Here is a 22,730-nt window from a genome sequence, read left to right as displayed (position 1 = left end):
GAATTTTATAACACTTCATTTATGTATTGTTAATTTTAAAGATTTAATTAAAAAAAGTACCTTTTATTATTTTAAATGAATTTTTTGCTATTAAAAAACTTATTAACGAAAACGTTTGAATTTAACATATTTTATTAATTTATTATAAACATAACCCGAGAAGTGGTGAATGTTTGCTAATTTTACACTTTAATACTTAAATAATGCCAAAAACAATAAAAAAAGTTGGTGTTCTAACATCTGGGGGAGACTCACCAGGAATGAATGCCGCAATACGATCAGTTGTTCGAACATGTGCTTTTCATAATATAGAATGCATCGGAATTTATAGAGGGTATCAAGGAATGATCGAAGGTGACTTCAAAGAAATGGGACCTCGAAGTGTAAATAATATTGTAAACAAAGGTGGAACGATCTTAAAATCGGCTCGTTCAGTTGAGTTTAGAACCCCTGAAGGTAGAAAAAAAGCACACGAAAATCTTTTAAAAGCAGGAATAGATGCTCTTGTTGTTATTGGAGGAGACGGAAGTTTTACCGGAGGATTAATTTTTAATTCAGAATACGGTTTTCCGGTAATGGGAATTCCTGGTACAATCGATAATGATATTTTTGGAACAAGTCATACATTAGGTTATGATACTGCTTTAAATACAGTTGTAGATTGTATTGATAAAATTAGAGATACAGCAAGTTCACATAATCGTCTGTTTTTTGTAGAGGTTATGGGTAGAGATGCAGGGCATATTGCTCTTAATGCCGGAATTGGAGCAGGTGCCGAAGAAATTCTTATTCCTGAAGAAGATTTAGGTTTAGATAGATTACTAGACTCTCTTCAAAAAAGTAAAGCTTCAGGAAAATCATCAAGTATAGTGGTAATTGCCGAAGGAGATAAAATTGGTAAAAACGTGTTCGAATTAAAAGATTACGTTGAAGCTAATTTACCTGAGTATGATGTAAGAGTATCTGTTTTAGGACACATGCAGCGTGGTGGTTCTCCATCTTGTTTTGATCGTGTTTTAGCAAGCCGTTTAGGTGTAAAAGCTGTAGAATCATTGATCGAAGGAAAATCGAATTATATGGTTGGATTACAGGCAGACAAAGTAGTTTTAACGCCTCTTGAACAAGCAATTAAAGGTAAATCTGAAATTGATAGAGAATTGTTGAGAGTATCTGAAATCATGTCAACATAAAATAAAAGTTTAAAAAGGAAAGAAGTTTATTGTGAGGAAATTAGACTTTAAATTAGTGTAATAAAAACAAAAGCAAAAATTAAGTAAAATGTCAAAAGTAAAATTAGGAATAAACGGATTTGGACGTATCGGAAGAATCGTTTTTAGAGAAACTTTCAATAGAGATAATGTAGAGGTAGTAGCAATCAACGATTTATTAGATGTTGATCACTTAGCTTACTTATTAAAATATGATTCTGTTCACGGACGTTTCAATGGAACTGTAGAAGTAAAAGAAGGAAAACTTTTTGTAAACGGAAGAAATATCCGTATCACTGCAGAAAGAAATCCAGCTGACTTAAAATGGAATGAAGTTGATGTTGATGTAGTTGCTGAATGTACTGGTATCTTCACAACTATCGAAACTGCAAACGAGCACATTAAAGGTGGTGCTAAAAAAGTGATCATTTCTGCTCCATCTGCAGATGCTCCAATGTTTGTAATGGGTGTAAACCACGAAACTGCAAAAGCTTCAGATTTAGTTGTTTCTAATGCTTCTTGTACTACAAACTGTTTAGCTCCTTTAGCTAAAGTAATTCACGATAATTTCGAAATTGTTGAAGGTTTAATGACAACTGTTCATGCTACAACTTCAACTCAAATGACTGCTGATGGTCCTTCTAGAAAAGACTGGAGAGGTGGACGTGCTGCAAGCATTAACATTATCCCATCTTCAACTGGAGCTGCTAAAGCTGTTGGAAAAGTAATTCCTGCTTTAAATGGAAAATTAACTGGAATGTCTTTCCGTGTTCCTACTGCTGACGTTTCTGTAGTAGATTTAACTGTAAAAGTAGCTAAAGAAACTTCTTACGAAGAAATTATGGCTGTTTTAAAGAAAGCTTCTGAAAATGAATTAAAAGGTATTTTAGGATATACTGAAGATGCAGTTGTATCTCAAGATTTTATTTCTGACAAAAGAACTTCAATCGTTGATGCTACAGCAGGAATTGGTTTAAATTCAACTTTCTTTAAACTTGTTTCTTGGTACGATAATGAGTACGGTTACTCAAGTAAATTGATCGATTTATCTGTACATATTGCAGGTTTAAAATAATATTATATATTTTTGTAAAGTCCCGTTATTTAATTGTAACGGGATTTTTCTTATTTTGTTACTTCTTTAATTAATGTAAAAAATACACTTTTTATTTAGCTAAAGAAAAACTAATCCAAAAACTAAATAAAATGAAATTAATAGTTGATAGTGGATCTACCAAAGCCGATTGGATTGCAATTGATGATAATGGAAAGGTATTATTCACGACACAAACTTTAGGATTAAATCCTGAAATCCTTGATAAACCCGAAATCATCGAAAGATTGAATGATCGTTTTGATATTTTACAAAATAAAAAGGAAGCTACACACCTGTTTTTTTACGGAGCTGGTTGTGGAACTGATAGAATGAAAACAGAGCTTTCGCAAGTATTTCAAGAATATTTTACTAACGCTATTGTAGAAGTTCAGGAAGATACTTACGCAGCAGTTTATGCTACTACTCCAAAAGGAGAAGAGGCAATTGTGAGTATTTTGGGAACAGGTTCAAACTGTAGTTTTTTTGATGGAAAAGTTTTACATCAAAAAGTTCAGTCATTAGGCTATATTGTAATGGATGACTGTAGTGGAAATGTTTTTGGAAAAGAATTGATCAGAAAGTACTATTTCAATAAAATGCCTAAAGATTTAGCTGTTGAATTTGAAAAAGAGTATGATGTTGATCCTGATTTTATCAAAAACAAATTATACAAAGAGCCAAATCCAAATGCTTACTTAGCAACTTTTGCAAAGTTCTTGATCAAGCATAAAGACTCAGAGTTTTGCAGAAAAATCATTTTCAAAGGAATGAAGTCTTTTGTAAAGAACTACATCAAGCAATTTGATAATTGTAAAGAAGTTCCTGTGCACTTCGTAGGTTCTATTGCTTTTTATTTAAAAGATGAATTACAAGAAACATTTGATAAGTATGAACTTCAATTAGGAAACGTTTTAAGACGTCCTATTGACGGATTAATTGCTTACCATGTTGCTAATCAATAAAAATATAAGTAAAATATGGAAATTGCTATAATAGCTCACGATGGAAAAAAAGCAGATATGGTTCAGTTTTTAAATAAAAACAAAACACTTCTTCTTAAGGAAAACATTAAACTAATCGCAACAGGAACAACAGGTAGTAAAGCAGTTAACGCTGGTTTTAAGGTAAAAAGAATGCTTTCTGGACCAATGGGAGGTGATGCGCAAATTGCTGCGCGTGTAGCCGAAGGTAAAACACAGATGGTTTTCTTTTTTAAAGATCCACTTGCAAGCCACGCTCATGAAGTCGACATAAATATGCTTATTCGTGTTTGTGATGTGCATAATGTACCATTAGCAACAAATGAAGCTTCGGCGCAATTATTGTTAAATGCTGTCGCGTTGCAATTATAGAAATTCCTATTTTTAGATATATATAAGAACCGTTTCATTTGATGAAACGGTTTTTTATTGCTTATAAATTCATGAAAATGATTTATTTGTAGTTTTTTATTGTTATTTATTTAAATGTTTGGTAATTAATATCTTACATTGAATTTATTTGCTTTTTTTAAAGTAAATTTGAGTAATATAATTACTGTTAAATCATGAAAAAACATACTTTAATTGCAATAATTGCTCATGATAATAAAAAGGCAGATATGATTCAGTTTTTAATTAAAAACGGAATTACGCTACAATATGATAAAATAAAGCTTATTGCAACGGGAATATTAGGAAGGAATGCAGAGAAGTCAGGATTTAAGGTAAAAAAAATGCTTCCGTGTTCAATGGGTGGTGATGCTCAAATAGCGTCTAAAGTAGCAGGAGGTAAAATCAACGTCGTCTTTATGTTTACAGATCCTTTAGTGACAAATGCACATGAGGTAGATATAAAGATGCTTGTCAGGATTTGTGATGTTCATAATGTGCCGTTGGCAACAAATGAAGCAACGGCACAATTGTTTTTAAACGCTATTGTACAGCGATTATAGAAATTTCTACATTTACATTTTTAGGTAAACATGCAACTTGTACCGTTTCGCGTGCAGGAGCAGTTTTTTCGTTAAAATAAGAGCCGTAAACAGTGTTTATAGCGCCAAAGTTGTTCATGTCCATAATAAAGATTGTTGCTTTAACAACGTTCTCAAAAGTCATATTTGCAGCTTCTAGTATAGCGGCAATGTTTTGCATTACTTGAGTCGTTTCGTCGTTGATATTGTCAGTAACCAGTTCTCCAGATGCTGGATTAATAGCAATTTGACCAGAAGCATAAAGTGTGTTTCCTGATAATACGGCTTGATTGTACGGACCAATTGGAGCCGGAGCTTTTTCTGTAAAGATGATTTTTTTCATAACTAATTATTTTGATTCGACGATTTATCGATTAGAAGTACTTCGTTTGTTCCATTTAATATCACTAAGCATTCCTGATTTAATTCCGATAAAGAAATTCCAGTTAGAATTTGTACCAAGTGGACTCCAGTTAAAAGCCATTCTCCAGCTCAACAAGTCTCTTTCAAAACGGAACTGAGTAAAAGTAACACCTTTTTGCACAAAATCGTAACCCGTAGAGATTCCGCCTTTCCATTTTGGAGTGATGTCCATATTGGCAGAAATCATAATAGAGTTTCCAGTAATTTTATTTTCTCTGGCTGCATTAGAATAAGTCAACGAGTACGCCATCGTCATATCCCATGGAATGTGAGAGTTGAAAAATTCGGTTATAACATCTTTGTCATCATCTTTTTTATTGGCAAACTGACTATTTCTACTGTCATTTAAGTCCGTATTAGTACCAAATAAATCATCATTACGTCCACCATTCCGCTGGCTTTGCGTGTTTTTTTCTTCATTGCCACTTCCTTTATTGGAGAAGGAATAATTTAAAGTAACGTTTGCGCTAGTCATTCTAAATAAACTTCCGCCATTATCGATGTTGTAGACATTCATTACTTTACCAGAGTTGTCAATTGCATACGGGTTTAAAACTGCTCCAAAATTGACATTCATCTTGTTGTCTAAAAGTTGTGTTCCACCGCTTAAAATAACAGGTTGCCAAGCAAGAACATCTTTTCCGTCGGCATCAAAATTATAACTTGTGCTAAGGTTTAAATTGTTTAGCAGCATAATTTTTTTAGGTTCTGTTTTTGTGCTGTCTCTGTCTCTAACTTTTGCTTCAAAAGTGTTGCTTAAAGCAAACGATACGATATTAGAATTACTTTTTCCAGGAGCGCCAAAAAGACCATTATCAAATGGTGAATATTGTCCAATTTTTCCAGAAGCATCTACAACGTAGTTGTTGTAATATTGATTAAAACTTGGTGTATAAGAGTAAGTTACGGTTGGTCTCATGACGTGACGAATCGATTGAATTTTTTTGTCGCTACCAAAATTAAAAGTACCATAGATTGTAGTTCCTAAATTTGTACTGAAATTATAAGTTCTGTAAGCATCAAATCCGTTTACGGTTTTGTCAACTACCTTAGCTTGCTCTGCGTCGTAAGTTCTTTCGATTGTTTTAGTTACCCATGTTTCCTGGTAGTTGGTTGAGGCTCCTGCACTAAAATATTTGAATAATTTAAAGTTAGTACTAATAGGAATCGAGTGTTGCATTCCTATTTGTGCGTCTTGAAACATCTGAGGTTTGAAAAACAGGGAATCTGTGGTCTTAAAATAGTTTTTACCGCTTAAGTTATATTGTAAGTTTATGTTTTTTATAAAACCTTTTTTTACACCATCTTTTCCAACAAATGGATATACACGATCAATACTTGCTTGTAACGACGGTAAAGTCATAATGATTTCTTCTGTTTGCGTGTTTTGTTGATGCGTCGCAGTTAACGAAATACGCGCCTGCGGAATTGTGTTGAATGTTTTATTGTATGAAATCGATGAGCTTAATGTGTTGTTCAAATTCGAACCAACGTTGGCTTGATTGATCGATCGCTTAAAGTATTTACTACTACCCATGTTGACAGAGGCAGAGAAAGTTGAATTTGGATTCGATTTAGAGTCTTTTGCATGAGACCACTGAATGTTGTAAATGTTTTGTTTAGAATAGTCGGGATATCCACGCTCACTATTAATTAAGTTTTCAAAACGAACATTTACGTTTCCTCTATATTTATAGCGTTTCGCATACGACGACTCAAAACGCATTGCATAACTACCATTGGTATAATAATCACCAAGAACAGTTAAGTCATAATTATCACTTAATGCAAAATAATAACCCATATTTTGTAGTGAGAAACCTCTAGTATTAGAGTCGTTGTAACTAGGAATAATAATACCCGAAATACTTTTTTCCTGACTCATAGGAAAAAAAGCAAAAGGTAATACTAGGGGTGTAGGAACATCGGCAATTACCATTTGAGTAACACCTACGACAACCTTTTTGTTAGGAACAAATTTTACTTTATTCGTTTTAAAATAGTATTCAGGATCGTCAATATCGGCTGCAGTTGTAAATCGAGCGCCTTTTAAAAAGTAAACAGAATCATTTTCTTTTTTGGTTACGGCCGCTTTGATTTTAAATTCTCCTTGTTCTGTTCTTGAATTATAAATTAATGCCCTTTTTGTTTTAAAATTAAAACGAATAGAATCGGGTTGGACTTCGTTTGAACCTTGTTTAAAGTTAGGATATTGAGTTAAAACTCCCGCAGAATCTTTTATACGACCCGCATAAACTTCGTCTTTGTCGAGATTTAAAACTATAATTCCAGATTTTAGCTCAATATCTTTATAGTAAAGTTCGGCTTCATTATATAAAGTAAGCGTTTTAGCTTTCTTGTCGAATTTTGCGTAATCTTTCGCTTTATATTTAGTAACAGCGTCCAGAGCGCTCTTTTTTGCCTTAACTGTATCGAGTTTTATAGTATCAGTAACGGGTTTTACAACATTGTCTGTTGATGCCGTTTTGGGTTTATCTGTTTGTTTTACAGTTGGTAACGGATTTTTTTTGTTTTTTATCTCTTGCGAATATAATTTACCACATCCTAAAGTTAGGAAAAATGATAAGAAAACGATATTAAATAAGTTTGTATGCAAAGGTTTAAATGCTATTTTTGTAAAATTATGGCCTGTTTTTTGACACGTCAAACTTACATATAATTTTTTGTCAAAAATAATCAATTGTAAAAATTATAGCAGTTGCGTTTTATTAAAATTAACTTTTAGATTTATGAATAGATTTAACAAAATTAAAGTAGTATCTACTTTTTTTCTAACGATATTGTCTTTTTGCGCTTATAGTCAGGCAAATGTTTTTAAGGTAACTCTTGATGCAGGACATGGTGATCATGACTTTGGAGCTGTTTATAGCGGTAGAATTGAAAAAAATATTGCTTTAGCAATTGTTTTAAAAGTTGGTAAACTTTTGGAGGCTAATCCAAATGTCAATGTAATCTATACGCGTAAAACAGATGTTTTTATCGATTTGGTCGAAAGAGCCAATATAGCAAACAGAGCAAATTCTAATATTTTTGTCTCAATACACTGTAATGCTAACAAAAATACAGCGGCAGATGGTACAGAAACTTATGTGATGGGTTTGAGTAAAGTAGCATCGAATCTTGAAGCTGCGAAAAAAGAGAACTCGGTAATTACGTTAGAAAAAGATTATAAACGTAAATATGATGGTTACGATCCAAATTCGCCAGAATCAATGATGGCATTAACCTTAATGCAAGAAGAATACTTAGATAACAGTATTTCGCTAGCCAGTAAAATTGAAGATAACTTTGATAAATTGGGTAAAAAACTTCGTCAAGGAGGAGTAAAGCAAGCACCTTTTATGGTACTTCATAAAGCTTACATGCCTAGAGTATTAGTAGAAACAGGATTTGTTTCGAACCCAACAGAAGGAAATATTTTAAATTCTGAAGAAGGTCAAAATGATATTGCAAAAGCAATTGCAGATGCGATTTTAAGTTATAAAAACGAATATTTTGGAAATGGAAACTCTGAAATTTCAGATGCAAGACCTGTAAGAGATACGTCGACTCCAAAAAAAGCTAAGGTTGTAGAAACAGTAGCAGTTGCTAAGAATGTTCCCAAAGGAACTTTTTTTAAAGTACAACTTATTGCAAGTATCAAGAAAACACCACTAGAGCCTAAAAACTTTAAAGGACTTAAAAATGTAACAATGGTGTACGAAAATAATATTTACAAATATTTTTATGAAGAAACTACAAGTTATGATGCAGCCAAAAAATATTTGGAAGAAGCTAAGAGTAAAGGATATGGGGCTGCTTATCTAATAGCAACCAGAGACGGAGAAAAAATCAGTATTCAAGACGCAATTAAATAATAGCTTCTAGTTCGAATATTTATATTAATTTTGTACAAACACTTAGAATTTTGAAACTAACAAGAGAAATTAAAACGGCTATTTTAGTCATCGCGTCAATTTTACTATTTATTTGGGGCTACAGTTTTTTAAAAGGCAAAGACCTTTTTACAAATTACAAAACATTATATGTAGAATATGATAATGTGGAGGATTTGTCAGCTTCAGCACCCGTTACCTTAAATGGACTTACTATTGGTAAAGTAAGTAAAATCACAATCAATGAAACAACAGGTAAATTATTAGTTGAACTTCAATTAAAAACAGATTTTCCAATTTCTAAAACAAGTAAAGCTTCTTTGTATTCACCAAGTTTAATTGGTGGAAAGCAAATTAAGATCTTGCCTAATTTTGCAGATAAAGATCTTGCTGTAGATGGACAAACTTTAGCGTCTAGTGTAGAATTAGGATTAACTGATTCTTTAGGCGGTAAAATAGAGCCAATTCAGCAAAAACTTGAAAAAATGTTGGTTAACATTGATAATCTGGTTAGCGGATTAAACAATGTTTTAGACAAAAAAGGACAAGAAGACATAAAGAAATCATTAGCAGAATTGAGCCAAACTATGGAGCAGTTTCATAAAGCTTCAGGAAGTATTAATTCTATTTTAGATACTAATAAAGGACAGATTAATGGAGTTGTAACAAACTTCAATAAAATGTCAAGTAACTTTAATAAAATATCTGACTCTTTAAGCAAAGCTGATTTAGGAAAAACAGTTAGAAACTTAAATCAAACTTTAGCTAAGGTTGACGTTCTTATGAGTAATTTAAACTCAGGAAAAGGTACTGCTGGTAAATTGTTGAGCGATGATGCTTTATATAATAACTTGGCTAAAACTTCAAAAGAGTTAGAGTTATTATTGCAAGATGTTCGTCTTTACCCAACACGTTATGTAAATGTTTCTCTTTTTGGAAAGAAAAATAAACCATATGTAGCACCAACAGAAGACGCTAACACAACTACTAAAAATTAATTAGATGAGTTATTTAGATAATATTTTATTCGCTATACTTCTTATAGTTGGTTTCGGTTTTTTTGCATCGAGCGTAAAAAAAATCATCCGAAACATTAATTTAGGAGTAGATGTAAATCGAAAAGATAATTCTAAAGCACGCTGGAAAAACATGGCATTGATTGCTCTTGGGCAATCAAAAATGGTGAGACGCCCTGTAGCCGGAATACTTCATATTTTTGTATATGTAGGTTTTGTAATTATTAATATCGAATTACTCGAAATTATAATCGATGGATTATTTGGTACACATAGAGTTTTTGCACCTTATTTAGGAGTAGTTTATGATGTATTGATCGCTTCATTTGAAATATTAGCAATACTAGTAATTTTTGCAGTGATCGTTTTTTGGATTAGAAGAAATGTGATTCGTTTAAAACGTTTCATTAATCCGGATTTAAACGGATTTCCTAAAAGCGATGCAAATTACATTTTGTATTTTGAAACCGTTTTAATGCTTTTGTTTTTATTGATGAATGCTTCTGATTTGCATTTGCAAAATGTACCAGGAGGATTTTCACATTTTCATAAAGCAGGAAGTTTTCCAATAAGTCAGTTTATTGCACCAATGTTCAACGGAATGTCAAACGAATTAGTAGCACTATTGTTTGAAGTTTTTTGGTGGGTGCATATTGCTGGAATTTTGGTTTTTATGAACTATTTATATTTCTCAAAACATTTACATATACTTTTAGCTTTTCCGAATACCTATTTTGCCAACTTAAATCCGGAAGGACAGTTTGATAATTTAGAATCAGTTACAAAAGAAGTTAAATTAATGATGGATCCAAATGCAGATCCATTTGCTGCGGCTCCAGTCGATGAAAATGCTGTTTCAAGTAAATTTGGTGCAAGTGATGTTCAGGATTTAAACTGGGTACAATTATTAAATGCATACACTTGTACAGAGTGTGGTCGTTGTACTTCATCTTGTCCGGCAAATCAAACGGGTAAAAAATTGTCTCCTCGTAAAATTATGATGGATACAAGAGATCGTTTAACTGAAGTTGGAAAAAATATTGACGCAAACAAAGGTGTATTTGTTCCAGATAATAAAACATTATTAAACGATTATATTACTCCGGAAGAGTTGTGGGCATGTACATCATGTAATGCTTGCGTAGAAGAATGTCCGGTAAATATCAGTCCGCTATCTATTATTATGGATATGCGTCGCTATTTAGTGATGGAACAAAGTGCTGCTCCAATGTCATTAAATGCAATGATGACAAATATTGAGAATAATGGAGCGCCTTGGCAATACAATCAGCAAGATAGATTGAACTGGAAAAACGAAAATTAGAACTAAAATCTTTTAATTAGTTATTTGTTTAACTGTTTAATGGATTTGAATAAAATATTTAAGGTTTTTAGTAGGGTTATAGTAATGAGTGCGATTAACCAAATAAACGATTAACCGATTTAACAACAAAAGTAAGATGTCAGAAAGTTTAGTGGTGCCAACAATGGCAGAAATGCTAGCCGAAGGGAAACAACCAGAAGTTTTATTTTGGGTAGGTTGCGCGGGAAGTTTTGATGATAGAGCAAAGAAAATTACAAAAGCATTTGTACGAATCTTAAATCGTACCAATGTATCTTTTGCAGTTCTTGGTACAGAAGAGAGTTGTACAGGAGATCCTGCAAAACGTGCTGGAAACGAATTTTTGTTTCAAATGCAAGCCATGATGAATATTGAGGTTTTAAATGCATATGAAGCAAAAAAAATAGTTACAGCGTGTCCGCATTGTTTTAATACCTTAAAAAATGAGTATCCTGAATTAGGAGGTCAATACGATGTAATTCATCATACAGAGTTTTTGAAGTCATTAATAGATGATGGAAGACTAACAGTTGAAGGCGGTCAGTTCAAAGGAAAACGAATCACTTTTCACGATCCTTGTTATTTAGGAAGAGCCAATAAAGTATATGAAGCACCAAGAGATTTAATTCAGAAATTAGACGTTGAATTAGTCGAAATGAAACGCTCAAAAGCAAATGGTTTATGTTGTGGGGCAGGAGGAGCGCAAATGTTTAAAGATGCTGAGCCAGGAAATAAAGAAATCAATGTAGAGAGAACAGAAGATGCTCTTGAAACAAAACCAGATATTATTGCAGCAGGTTGTCCGTTTTGTAACACAATGTTAACCGATGGAATCAAACATCAAGAAAAGGAAGGTCAAGTTAAAGTAATGGATATTGCAGAGCTAATTGCTAATGCACAAGATTTATAATATGAAAAAAGTATTTTTATTACTTGTACTATTGTGCGGTGTTGATGGATATTCTCAAGAAGTTTTTGATGTTATAGCAAAAGAAACATGTGAATGTTTACAGGCTAAAAAAGACAAACAACCCAATTTATCTGCTGACGATTTTAAAACTGAAGTTGGTGTTTGTATGATTAAAAGCTACTCAGATCATATGTCTGAATTTAAAGGTGTAGATAAAGTAGATTTTGGTGATAGTGAAGGAATGACAAAGTTAGGAGAAAAAGTTGCCATAAAAATGATGCAGTTTTGTCCTAATGTAATTCTTGAACTTGGAAAAAGTGCACAAAATGCCGAAAAAGAAGTTGAGAAAGAAGATGCATTTGTTGAAGGTGTTGTTGTAGATATTTTATCAGAGCAGTTCGTGACTTTACAAATGAAAGATCAAAAAGGAAGAAGTTATAATCTACTTTTATTAGATTATTTTGATACAGCATCTTTGTTGACTAATAATGAAATAAAGAAAAAAGACAAAGTTAAAGTTAGCTATTCCGAAATTGAATTATTTGATTCTAAAGCAAAAGAATTCAGATATTATAAAATTATAACCAAAATAGAGAGACAATAATTTTAAGGTTGAGAGTTGCTAAGGCTCTGAGTTTCTAAGTTTTTTTACTGAAACTTTCTAAAATCTAAAATTCAAATAATCTAAAATCTAAAATTAAAAATGTATATACCTTTTGAAAATTTACCTGGTGAATCCAAAATTTGGATTTATCAATCGAACAGAAAGTTTTCTGAGGAAGAATTTTCTGAAATAGAAGTCGACTTAAAAGCTTTTGTAGAAGGTTGGGCGGCGCACGGAACAAGTTTAGAAGCTTCGTATTTGTTGAAATATAACCGATTCATTATTTTGGCTGTAAATCAAGATGTGCAAGTGGCGACAGGTTGTTCTATTGATAGTTCGGTAGAGTTTATTCAGAGTTTAGAGAAAAAATACGACGTTGATTTGTTGGATAAAATGAACGTTACTTTTAAACTTGGTGAACATATTGCACACAAACCATTAATTGATTTCAAGAAAATGGTTAAAGATAAATCCGTTTCAGAGAATACGATTGTTTTTAATAATCTTGTAAATAATATCGAAGAATTCAACGAATCTTGGGAAGTTCCTGCTGCTGATAGTTGGCATAGCAGATTTTTCTAGGAAAAGTTTATAATATAGTAAAAGGCATAAAATTTAGATTTTGTGCCTTTTTTTGTTTTTTACGTTACGACAAACCCGACAGGTTTTTAAAACCTGTCGGGTTTAGTGATTAAGGTTCTCTGTATTTCTTAAAACAAGACTTTATAATTTATTGATCTAAAACATTCCAGTAATCTTAAGATTTGACAATTAAATCATGTGTTAAAACTAATATTCACATAAATCTAACAATCTAAATCTTCGATTAAAAGCTATTTTTGAGTACTTTCGTAGTATTAAATTTAATACATGAAAATAGCTATAGTTTGTTATCCGACATTTGGTGGTAGTGGTGTAGTTGCTACAGAACTAGGTCTTGAATTAGCCAGACGCGGACACGAAATCCATTTTATTACTTATAGTCAGCCGGTTAGGTTGGCACTTTTGAATCCTAATGTTCATTATCACGAAGTAAACGTTCCAGAATATCCACTTTTTCACTATCAGCCTTACGAATTGGCTTTGTCAAGCAAATTGGTAGATATGGTGAAATTGTATAAAATTGAGGTGTTGCATGTACATTATGCTATTCCACACGCATATGCAGGCTATATGGCGAAGCAAATGCTAAAAAACGAAGGGATTAATCTTCCAATGATTACTACACTTCACGGAACAGATATTACATTGGTAGGAAATCACCCTTTTTATAAACCAGCGGTGACCTTTAGTATCAATAAATCAGATTATGTGACTTCGGTTTCTCAGAGTTTGAAAGACGATACTTTGAAATTGTTTAAAATCAAAAATAAAATTAGAGTAATTCCTAATTTTATTGAGTTGGATAAAGTGGTAAAAGATCCGCAAGCACCTTGTCATCGTTATGTTATGGCAAAAGAAAATGAGAGAATCATTACACATATCAGTAATTTTAGAAAGGTAAAACGTATTCCGGATATCATTAAAATTTTCTATAATATCCAGAAAGAAATCCCTGCCAAATTAATGATGGTAGGAGATGGTCCGGAAAAAGAAAAAGCCGAAGCTCTGTGCATGGAATTAGGAATTTACGACAAAGTAATTTTCTTTGGAAATAGTAATGAAATTGATAAGATTTTGTGCTTTACAGATTTGTTTTTGCTTCCATCAGAAACAGAAAGTTTTGGTTTGGCTGCATTAGAGGCGATGTCTATGGGGGTTCCTGTGATTTCGAGTAATTCAGGAGGTTTGCCAGAAGTTAATTTTGAAGGCATTTCAGGATATTTAAGTAACGTTGGAGACGTTGAGGAAATGGCTGCAAATGCAATTAAAATTTTAAAAGAAGACGAAGTTTTAAATCAATTTAAAGTAAACGCTTTAGAAGTGGCTAAGAAATTTGATATTAAAAATATCTTGCCTAAATATGAAGCATTATACCAAAGAGCGATTGATGATTATAAAACGGAAAAACAACAATCTTAATAGTAAGAAATGAAAAAAGTACTTTCGGTTTTAGTGATTTTTGTCTTGGTTTCTTGTGGAGCAAAAAAAACATCAGAAGCAAAAACTGCTTTGTATGAAGTTTTGACGGTGCAAACTGATGGTGGCGGAAATATTAAGTTTTTTGAAATTCTGACAGAGCCTAATGAAATCAAAATGTTAGAAAATGATCCGCTTTTAACAGATAAAATGAAACAGGCAGATATTAGCAATTCGAATTATGTAATTCTGAATATGGGCGAGAAAAACACCGGTGGTTATTCTATAGGAGTTGATAAAGTTGAAGAAACCGATAAAAATATTATCATTACGGTTAAAGAAAATGCGCCTGCGACAGATGTGATGGTGATGCAGGTAATTACTTATCCTTATACAGTGGTGAAAATTCATTCTAAAAAAGAAATTATATTTAAGTAATTTATTTAAAAGAAAAAATATCTGGCCGAGCGTCCCGTGACTTCGCTAGAAGCCTTTTTATATTCTTAGCATAAAAAAAATCCTGTCGTTTTGAAGCGACAGGATTTTTTTTACAATTATTTTTTACTTCTATTCTTATTTTAGAACTTGAATTTGATTCCTAAACCAACATCAAATCCAAAGTTGTCATCGTCATAATATCCTGAACCAATTTCTGGTCTTGCATCTAAAGATATTAAAATTGGCACTTCTTTAAAGCCATATTCTATACCAATATCACCGGCAGCAAAAACGTAAGTTCCGCTATCATTATATTTAAGATTGTTGTTGTAATAATCGTGATCCCATGCCGCGATTCCTCCACCAACACCAGCGTACCAGTTAAAGCCACCATCAATATTCCAAACCCATTGGTAAAGCACTACACCTTTTATGGCGTCAACATCACTGCTGTTTCTCCATCCTAAATCAAATTCCAGACGATTGTTTTTAGATAATCCTCTTTGGTACGATACCTCTCCACCAAATCCGTTATTGTCTCCCAAACGTAAACCAAGTGCATTTTTTGCAATTTCTTGAGATTGAGCCGTAAACGCTAATCCTAGTAGCATAATGGCAGATAAAATAATTCTTTTCATAAAAATGGTTATTAATTTTTGTCAAATTTAATATGTGGTACCATTTTCAAACGTATATTATTTTTTGAAATTGTTATATAATTCACATTTTCTATACAACAAAAATAATCTTAATTATAGTTATTTAGTTGAAATGCAATGTTTTGTGTTTTTTAAGATTATCTAGTAATAATAGAAGCAATTAATTCTGAGCTTAGAATATCTTCCATTTCAAAAAGATTTTCTTCTTCAGAAAAATTACTTTCTACATACGAATATAGTTTCCAACGTTTCTTATGATACTCTAAAGCAGTTAGGTTTTCGACCCAGTCTCCAGAATTTAGATATAAAGTAGAACCGTATTTGTTTTCTTTAGTGATTATTTTTGGTTCATGAATATGTCCGCAAATGACATAATCGTATTTTTTTTCGATTGCTAAATCTGTGGCAGTAGTTTCAAAATCAGATATAAATTTAACTGCTTTTTTAACGCTTGCTTTTATTTTTTTAGAAAATGAATATGGTTCGCGACCAAGTTTTGCTAAACACCAGTTTGCAAATCGATTGCTTAAAATTAAATAATCATAACCAAGTCCGCCAAGTTTTGCAATCCATTTTGAGTGTTGAACAGAGGCGTCAAAAACATCTCCGTGAAAGATCCAGGCTTTTTTGTCGTCTAGTTCTAAAACTAATTTATCGACCAAAGCAAAATTCCCCATGTTCATATCGCTAAATTTTCGAAGAATTTCATCGTGATTTCCAGTGATATAATACACTTTTGTGCCTTTTGAAGCCATTCCAATTATCCTTTGAATGACTCTTAAATGAGCTTTTGGAAAATATGATTTTCTAAATTGCCAAGCATCAATAATATCGCCGTTTAGGACTAATGTTTTGGGTTTAATGCTTGATAAATAGTTATTTAATTCTTTAGCGTGACTTCCGTAAGTTCCCAAATGAACATCCGATAGGATGACCAATTCGACATTTCTTTTTTTCAATTTTTCTTTTTTTGAAGTTTAACAAATAAAAGAAACTCTAGTCAGATTTATTTTATCAAAAGGTTACCAATTTGGCGACAATTTTATTAAATTGTAATTTTTAAACTACTTAACCTTTACTTAATAATACTAATTTTAAATTTTTTAATTTAATTCATAAAACTTACATTTGCTCAAAACAAATTACGATGGCAGGAAATAGCTACGGCACACTATATAAGGTTACAACATTTGGAGAGTCTCATGGCGAAGCTTTGGGCGGAATTATAGACGGTTGCCCGTCAGGAATTGAACTTGATTTGGAAGCAATTGAGGTTGAAATGTCACGCAGAAAACCGGGACAATCAGCGATTGTAACACAAAGAAAAGAGCCAGATGCGGTTCAGTTTTTATCTGGAATTTTTGAAGGTAAAACTACTGGAACTCCAATAGGATTTATTATTCCAAATACCAATCAAAAGTCAGATGATTATTCACATATAAAAGATAATTACAGACCAAGTCACGCAGATTACGTATACGACCAAAAATATGGTTTTCGTGATTATCGCGGTGGCGGAAGAAGTTCTGCGAGAGAAACAGCAAGTAGAGTAGTAGCGGGAGCAATTGCCAAACAAATGTTACCCGAAATTAAAATTAATGCATACGTTTCTTCAGTAGGTCCAATTCATTTAGATACACCATATCAAGATTTAGATTTTTCTAAAATAGAAAGTAATCCAGTTCGTTGTCCTGACGAAAAATCGGCAGCAATAATGGAAGAGTATATTCGTGATATTCGTAAACAAGGAGATACCGTTGGTGGGATTGTTTCGTGTGTAATTCAAAACGTTCCGGTTGGTTTAGGTGAGCCTGTTTTTGATAAATTACATGCAGAATTAGGAAAAGCAATGCTTTCAATCAATGCCGTAAAAGGTTTTGAATACGGAAGTGGATTTTCGGGTTCTGAAATGAAAGGAAGTCAGCACAATGATTTATATAATCCTGACGGGACAACAAAAACAAATCTTTCAGGAGGAATTCAGGGTGGAATTAGTAACGGAATGGATATTTATTTCAGAGTTGCTTTTAAACCAGTTGCAACTATCATGCAAACTCAGGATTCATTAGATAATAAAGGAAACATTACACCAATGACAGGAAAAGGACGTCATGATCCGTGTGTTGTACCGCGTGCTGTGCCAATTGTAGAGGCAATGGCAGCAATTGTTTTGGCTGATTTTTATTTAATCAACAAAACATATTAATAAAAGTTAAAACAGTGAGGGTTTTAATATTTTAATTCTAAATAAAACAAATTAATGCAAGTTACAGAAACCAAAAAAAAATCATTTCTTTCAGGATTAACGGGGCAAATTATTGTTGCAATGATTCTTGGAGCAACTTTAGGAATTATTTTGCACAATTATATTTCGCAAGAAGCTGCACTATCCTTTAGTAATAAAATTAAAATGCTGGCAACAATCTTTATCAGATTGGTGCAAATGATTATTTCTCCTTTAGTATTTACGACTTTAGTAGTTGGAATTGCCAAATTGGGAGATTTGAAAACGGTAGGTAGAATTGGAGGAAAAGCACTTGGATGGTTTTTTACGGCTTCATTTATTTCTTTGTTAATTGGATTGTTTTATGTAAATATTTTAGAACCGGGAGTAGGTTTAAAATTAGATCACGTTGATATGTCTGCGGCTTCTGAGGTAACGGCTAAAACAACAACTTTGTCTTTTGAGAATTTTGTTGAACATATCGTTCCTAAAAGTATTTTTGAAGCAATGGCTACCAATGAAATTTTGCAAATCGTAGTATTTGCTATTTTTTTCGGATTAGCAGCTGCATCATTAGGAAATACTGTAAAGCCTGTTATAAATGCTTTTGATAAAATATCGCATGTTGTATTAAAAATGGTAAACTATGTAATGAACTTTGCTCCAATTGGAGTTTTTGGTGCAATTGCTGGAGTATTTGCGATTAGAGATGCCGAAGAATTAATGATTACATACTTTAAATTTTTCGGATCATTTTTAGTAGGGATAAGCACATTATGGATTGTTTTAATAGTTGTGGGTTATATTTTTCTGAAAGGAAGAATGACAGAGTTATTAAGACGCATTATAGGTCCTGTAGCAATTGCTTTTGGAACAACTAGTAGTGAAGCTGTTTTTCCAAAATTAACAGAAGAATTAGAAGAATTTGGTGTTAAGGATAAAATAGTATCATTTATGTTGCCTCTTGGTTATTCATTCAATTTGGATGGAAGTATGATGTATATGACTTTTGCCAGTATTTTTATTGCTCAGTTTTATGGCGTTCATTTGGATTTAGGATCTCAAATGGTAATGCTTTTAGTTTTAATGTTAACAAGTAAAGGTATTGCAGGTGTGCCAAGAGCAAGTTTGGTTGTAGTTGCGGCAACTTGTGGAATGTTTAAAATTCCAATTGAAGGAATCGCCTTAATCTTGCCAATCGATCACTTTTGCGATATGTTTAGAAGCGCTACCAATGTGTTAGGGAATGCTTTAGCAACATCTGTCGTTGGTAAATGGGAAGAAGGTAAAGAAATTGAAGTTGCTACTGAAGAATAACTTTTATGCTGTTTTTTCGTAAGAAAAAAACAGGAGTATTTAAAAGTTTTTAAATAAAAAGAGAAAAGCTGTATTTTTATAGGAAATACGGCTTTTTTTTATTTTTAAACGTATATTTGATCAAATTAGCCTACTTTTTTATGCCCCAAATGCGGATTTTTCTGTTGCTTTTTTTGTTACTGAATTGCTTTGCCAATTCGGCAATTGCGCAATCTGAAAGTTTACCCGAAGCAAAGATTAGTAAACTTGTAGATCAGGCTTGGGAAGATTATAAAGAATCGAATTTTGAAAAATCATTAATTACTTCGCGAATTGCTTTAAATTACGCTACAATTTCCAAAAACGATCTTTTAATCGCAAAAGCGTATAAAATTATAGCTGGAAATTATAGTGAATTATCAGAGTTTGATAAAGCCATTTTCTTTTATAATAAAGGATTATTCTACGCTAATAAAACAGACGATGATACTCTAAAATACAGACTTCATAACAACCTTGGAAATATTTATTGTTTCGAAAAAAAACAATTTAATAAAGGAATAAGTTATTATAAAAAATCGATCGCTTACAGTTTAAAAATTAATGACATGAGTCAGGTTTATTTTACGAACGTAAATATAGCCTGGGCTTATTTTGATATTAATAAATTTGAAGAAGGATATCCTTATTTAAAATTTGTGGGTAATAATTTTGAACGGTACGGCGACAAATCGACTGAAATTGCTGTGAATATGCTCAACGGAATGTATTTTAGTCATCGCAATGATTATAATAAAGCAGATTCTTTTTTTGTAAAAGCTATTCAAGCAGGAAAAAATAACGTAGAAAGATCCGATTTATCATATGCACATTTAGAGTATTCTAAGTTCTTAACCAAAATTAAGAAATACGAAGAGGCTTATAAAAACCTTGCACGTTATGATGAAATTGCAGAACAACTATACAACGAAGAAAAACTCAAGAAAGCTTCTACCGCTGGTTTTAATCTTGAGTTAGACGAATATAAAAGACAGATTGATAAAATTGAAAACGAAAAAGATTCCCAGTATCAAAGTCTTAAAAAATCTCGAATTATCGTAATCTTATTTATCCTGATTTCTCTAATTCTTTTATTTCTGATTATAACATTAATCAAAAATATCAGATTTAAGAAAAGACATAATTTAGAGCTCTTAAAAGCAAAAGAAATTGCTGAAGAAGCCTCATTGCTTAAAACTCAATTTATTTCGACTATAAGCCACGAATTACGTACTCCGCTCTATGGTGTAGTAGGAATAACGAATATGTTGTTGGAAGAACATAAAGAATTATCGCAAAGCACACATTTGAGTGCTTTAAAATTTTCGGCAAGATATTTATTGTCTTTAGTAAATGACATTCTTCAAATTAATAAGATTGAAGAAAATAAAGTTGTACTGGAAAGTTTGACCTTTAATATGTCGGATGAAATAACGATGATTAAAAATTCTCTTTCCTTTTTAGCACAAAAAAACAATAACAAAATATCAATTTCTATAGATCCCTGTATTCCAGAATATTTAATTGGAGATAAATTAAGGTTAGCTCAAATTCTAATGAATTTAGTGAGTAATGCATTAAAGTTTACAAAAGATGGTGAGGTTGGAATTATTGTGAAATTAGACAGAACAGAAGGGAAAATGTATTATCTGGATTTTCTAATTAAAGATAATGGCGTTGGAATTGCGGTTGTAGATCAGGGAAAGATTTTCGAAAAGTTCGTTCAGGTTGGGCGAAAAGATGAAGATTATCAAGGAACTGGCTTAGGATTGAGTATTGTAAAAAGATTATTAGGACTTTTTGGTACTACAATTAATCTCGAAAGTAATATTGGAGAAGGAACTTCATTTACATTTATCATTCCTTTTGAGTACGATCCTAAAAAAACAAAAAAGATTATTGAAGAAATTGAAGTTGATTTAACCTCAAATGAAGTCTATAAAATTTTAATAGTAGAAGATAATCTGATCAATCAATTGGTTACAAAAAAGATTATCGAAAAAAATAATTATACCTGCAAAGTAGTTGATGATGGTTTTGCTGCTTTGGATATATTAGAAAAAGAAGACTTTGATCTTATTTTAATGGATATCAATATGCCTTTGATGAATGGGTTTGAAACCTCCAGAAGAATTCGTTTAAAAGACACGAAAATACCAATCGTTGCTTTGACAGCTTTTGATAAAGACGAAATTACAGATGAAGCACTTTCTTCAGGAATAAATGATATTATTATTAAACCATTTGAACCAGTTAGGCTATTTAAAATTATAAACTACCTTATAAATGAAGCAAAAAACGCTGGTTAATACCAGCGTTTTTTATTTTGTTTAGAAGCATTTGACTTTCTCGATTTATGAGCGCCGCCACTTCGGTTTGAGTTTTTAGGTTTTTCTGCTGTCGCTTCAGGACTTCCAGAATGCCATGGATAAGGATGATCTGTAACGGTTGTTACATCTACCTTTATTAATTTCTGAATATCTTTCCAGTATCCGTGTTCGTCTTTACTACAAAATGAAATTGCAATTCCGCCATTTCCTGCACGTCCAGTACGTCCAATACGGTGTACATATGTTTCTGGAATATTTGGCAAATCAAAATTGATTACAAATGGTAATTGATCAATGTCAATTCCTCGTGCTGCAATATCTGTCGCTACAAGAACACCAACTTCTTTATTTTTAAAAGCATCTAAAACACGTTGTCTTGCATTTTGCGATTTATCACCGTGAATTGCTTCTGCGGGAATATCTTTTTTGCGCAGCGCTTTTACAACATTATCTGCACCATGTTTAGTTCTTGAGAAAACAAGTACGTTTGATAAGTTTTCGTTTTTTATTAAGTGGTACAGCAAGTTTCTTTTTTCTGTTTTTTCAACAAAATAAACACGTTGCTCTACATTTTCGGCTGTTGATGATACCGGAGAAACTTCTACTTTTGCAGGATCTTGAAGAAACATTTCGGCCAACTCACGAATAGCGATTGGCATCGTAGCAGAGAATAATAAAGTCTGACGGTTTTTAGGAGTTAGTTTTACGATCTTTTTTACATCGTTTATAAAACCCATATCCAACATCTGATCTGCTTCGTCTAGAACTAAAGTGTGCAAATGATCTAAATCAAGAAACCCCTGTTTTTGTAAATCTAATAATCTTCCCGGAGTTGCAACCAAAATATCAACACCATTTTTTAGAGCGTCAACTTGTGGGTTTTGAGAAACTCCACCAAAAATAGTCAATTGCGTTAAATTGGTATATTTAGCATAAGTGTCAAAGCTTTGTCCAATTTGAACCGCTAATTCACGAGTAGGAGTAACTATAAGTGCACGAATTACTTTGGCTTTTTTTGTAGAGCCAACAATTCTGTGTAATTGATGTATGATTGGAATAGCAAATGCGGCTGTTTTTCCTGTACCTGTTTGTGCGCAACCAATTAAATCTCTTCCAGCCAAGACAATCGGAATAGATTGTTCCTGAATAGGAGTAGGGTTAAGGTAGCCTTCTTCAAATACGGCTTTTTGTATACTTTTTGAAAGTGATAAATCTTCGAATAACATATCTTATGTATTAAGAATTTAGTTTTAAGTACTAAAATTCTGTGCAAAGATAG

Annotated in this window: 21 protein-coding genes; 16 read left to right on the top strand and 5 right to left on the bottom strand. The window is 32.3% G+C overall.

Annotated features, from left to right (window positions below):
- The first annotated feature begins 203 nt into the window (after positions 1-203).
- The 5 genes from pfkA (at position 204) to IW18_RS13275 (ending at position 4,237) form a co-directional block, all read left to right on the top strand.
- Positions 204-1,190, top strand: coding sequence for a 6-phosphofructokinase (gene pfkA, locus IW18_RS13295; protein ID WP_041518372.1), 987 nt, complete (start codon positions 204-206; stop codon positions 1,188-1,190).
- An 88-nt stretch (positions 1,191-1,278) separates the two neighbouring features.
- Entirely contained in the window at positions 1,279-2,283 is a 1,005-nt protein-coding gene (gene gap, locus IW18_RS13290) for a type I glyceraldehyde-3-phosphate dehydrogenase (protein ID WP_041518371.1), read from the top strand.
- 131 nt (positions 2,284-2,414) lie between these two features.
- The gene (locus tag IW18_RS13285; RefSeq protein WP_041518370.1) at positions 2,415-3,266 is read left to right on the top strand and encodes an N-acetylglucosamine kinase; all 852 of its coding nucleotides are present in this window, start codon (positions 2,415-2,417) and stop codon (positions 3,264-3,266) included.
- Between the two features lie 15 nt (positions 3,267-3,281).
- Positions 3,282-3,656: a methylglyoxal synthase gene (locus IW18_RS13280; protein ID WP_041518369.1), complete on the top strand. Its 375-nt coding sequence runs from the start codon at positions 3,282-3,284 to the stop codon at positions 3,654-3,656.
- 194 nt (positions 3,657-3,850) lie between these two features.
- Positions 3,851-4,237: a methylglyoxal synthase gene (locus IW18_RS13275; protein ID WP_041518368.1), complete on the top strand. Its 387-nt coding sequence runs from the start codon at positions 3,851-3,853 to the stop codon at positions 4,235-4,237.
- Here IW18_RS13275 and IW18_RS13270 read toward each other — a convergent pair.
- On the bottom strand, positions 4,218-4,598 hold the full coding sequence (locus IW18_RS13270) for a RidA family protein (protein WP_041518367.1): 381 nt from the start codon (positions 4,596-4,598) through the stop codon (positions 4,218-4,220). The two genes, IW18_RS13275 and IW18_RS13270, sit on opposite strands and share 20 nt — an antisense overlap.
- 24 nt (positions 4,599-4,622) lie before the next feature.
- Positions 4,623-7,379 (bottom strand): putative LPS assembly protein LptD, encoded by a 2,757-nt coding sequence (locus tag IW18_RS13265; RefSeq protein WP_084607951.1) that lies wholly within the window; start codon positions 7,377-7,379, stop codon positions 4,623-4,625.
- A 49-nt stretch (positions 7,380-7,428) separates the two neighbouring features.
- Between IW18_RS13265 and IW18_RS13260 the strand changes: the two genes are divergently transcribed.
- The 8 genes from IW18_RS13260 to IW18_RS13225 all read left to right on the top strand — a co-directional run bounded on the left by IW18_RS13260 (position 7,429) and on the right by IW18_RS13225 (position 14,903).
- Complete coding sequence (locus tag IW18_RS13260; protein ID WP_041518650.1) at positions 7,429-8,556, top strand: N-acetylmuramoyl-L-alanine amidase family protein; 1,128 nt, start codon at positions 7,429-7,431, stop codon at positions 8,554-8,556.
- A 50-nt stretch (positions 8,557-8,606) separates the two neighbouring features.
- Positions 8,607-9,572, top strand: a complete 966-nt coding sequence (locus IW18_RS13255; protein ID WP_041518366.1) for an MlaD family protein — start codon at positions 8,607-8,609, stop codon at positions 9,570-9,572.
- Between the two features lie 4 nt (positions 9,573-9,576).
- Positions 9,577-10,914 (top strand): (Fe-S)-binding protein, encoded by a 1,338-nt coding sequence (locus IW18_RS13250; protein ID WP_041518365.1) that lies wholly within the window; start codon positions 9,577-9,579, stop codon positions 10,912-10,914.
- A gap of 136 nt (positions 10,915-11,050) precedes the next feature.
- Positions 11,051-11,842 carry a (Fe-S)-binding protein gene (locus IW18_RS13245; protein WP_041518364.1) on the top strand — a complete coding sequence of 264 codons (792 nt, stop codon included), beginning with the start codon at positions 11,051-11,053 and terminating at the stop codon, positions 11,840-11,842.
- Position 11,843: 1 nt separating this feature from the next.
- On the top strand, positions 11,844-12,446 hold the full coding sequence (locus IW18_RS13240; RefSeq protein WP_041518363.1) for a hypothetical protein: 603 nt from the start codon (positions 11,844-11,846) through the stop codon (positions 12,444-12,446).
- A 99-nt stretch (positions 12,447-12,545) separates the two neighbouring features.
- Positions 12,546-13,028, top strand: coding sequence for a hypothetical protein (locus IW18_RS13235; protein ID WP_041518362.1), 483 nt, complete (start codon positions 12,546-12,548; stop codon positions 13,026-13,028).
- A 288-nt stretch (positions 13,029-13,316) separates the two neighbouring features.
- The gene (gene bshA, locus IW18_RS13230; RefSeq protein ID WP_041518361.1) at positions 13,317-14,468 is read left to right on the top strand and encodes an N-acetyl-alpha-D-glucosaminyl L-malate synthase BshA; all 1,152 of its coding nucleotides are present in this window, start codon (positions 13,317-13,319) and stop codon (positions 14,466-14,468) included.
- A 9-nt stretch (positions 14,469-14,477) separates the two neighbouring features.
- On the top strand, positions 14,478-14,903 hold the full coding sequence (locus IW18_RS13225; protein ID WP_041518360.1) for a protease complex subunit PrcB family protein: 426 nt from the start codon (positions 14,478-14,480) through the stop codon (positions 14,901-14,903).
- A gap of 140 nt (positions 14,904-15,043) precedes the next feature.
- Here the strand turns inward: IW18_RS13225 and IW18_RS13220 are convergent, their stop codons facing one another.
- Together IW18_RS13220 and IW18_RS13215 are read right to left on the bottom strand one after the other, a co-directional pair.
- Complete coding sequence (locus IW18_RS13220; protein ID WP_041518359.1) at positions 15,044-15,541, bottom strand: hypothetical protein; 498 nt, start codon at positions 15,539-15,541, stop codon at positions 15,044-15,046.
- 158 nt (positions 15,542-15,699) lie between these two features.
- Positions 15,700-16,521 carry a UDP-2,3-diacylglucosamine diphosphatase gene (locus tag IW18_RS13215; protein ID WP_041518358.1) on the bottom strand — a complete coding sequence of 274 codons (822 nt, stop codon included), beginning with the start codon at positions 16,519-16,521 and terminating at the stop codon, positions 15,700-15,702.
- A gap of 188 nt (positions 16,522-16,709) precedes the next feature.
- Here IW18_RS13215 and aroC point away from each other — a divergent pair, with 188 nt between their 5' ends.
- The 3 genes from aroC to IW18_RS13200 all read left to right on the top strand — a co-directional run bounded on the left by aroC (position 16,710) and on the right by IW18_RS13200 (position 21,430).
- Complete coding sequence (aroC, locus tag IW18_RS13210) at positions 16,710-17,768, top strand: chorismate synthase (protein ID WP_041518357.1); 1,059 nt, start codon at positions 16,710-16,712, stop codon at positions 17,766-17,768.
- A 54-nt stretch (positions 17,769-17,822) separates the two neighbouring features.
- Positions 17,823-19,103, top strand: a complete 1,281-nt coding sequence (locus tag IW18_RS13205) for a dicarboxylate/amino acid:cation symporter (RefSeq protein ID WP_041518356.1) — start codon at positions 17,823-17,825, stop codon at positions 19,101-19,103.
- Between the two features lie 140 nt (positions 19,104-19,243).
- A complete protein-coding gene (locus tag IW18_RS13200) occupies positions 19,244-21,430 on the top strand; it encodes a response regulator (protein WP_041518355.1) in 2,187 nt (728 codons plus the stop codon).
- On the opposite strand, the gene IW18_RS13195 is transcribed toward IW18_RS13200, so the two are convergent.
- Positions 21,427-22,677 (bottom strand): DEAD/DEAH box helicase, encoded by a 1,251-nt coding sequence (locus tag IW18_RS13195; protein ID WP_041518354.1) that lies wholly within the window; start codon positions 22,675-22,677, stop codon positions 21,427-21,429. The two genes, IW18_RS13200 and IW18_RS13195, sit on opposite strands and share 4 nt — an antisense overlap.
- Positions 22,678-22,730 lie beyond the last annotated feature (53 nt).

This window comes from Flavobacterium hibernum (assembly GCF_000832125.1).
Taxonomy (GTDB): Bacteria; Bacteroidota; Bacteroidia; order Flavobacteriales; family Flavobacteriaceae; genus Flavobacterium; species Flavobacterium hibernum.
Note: the sequence above shows the minus strand (reverse complement) of the source record. Positions and strands in the feature narration are given on the sequence as shown.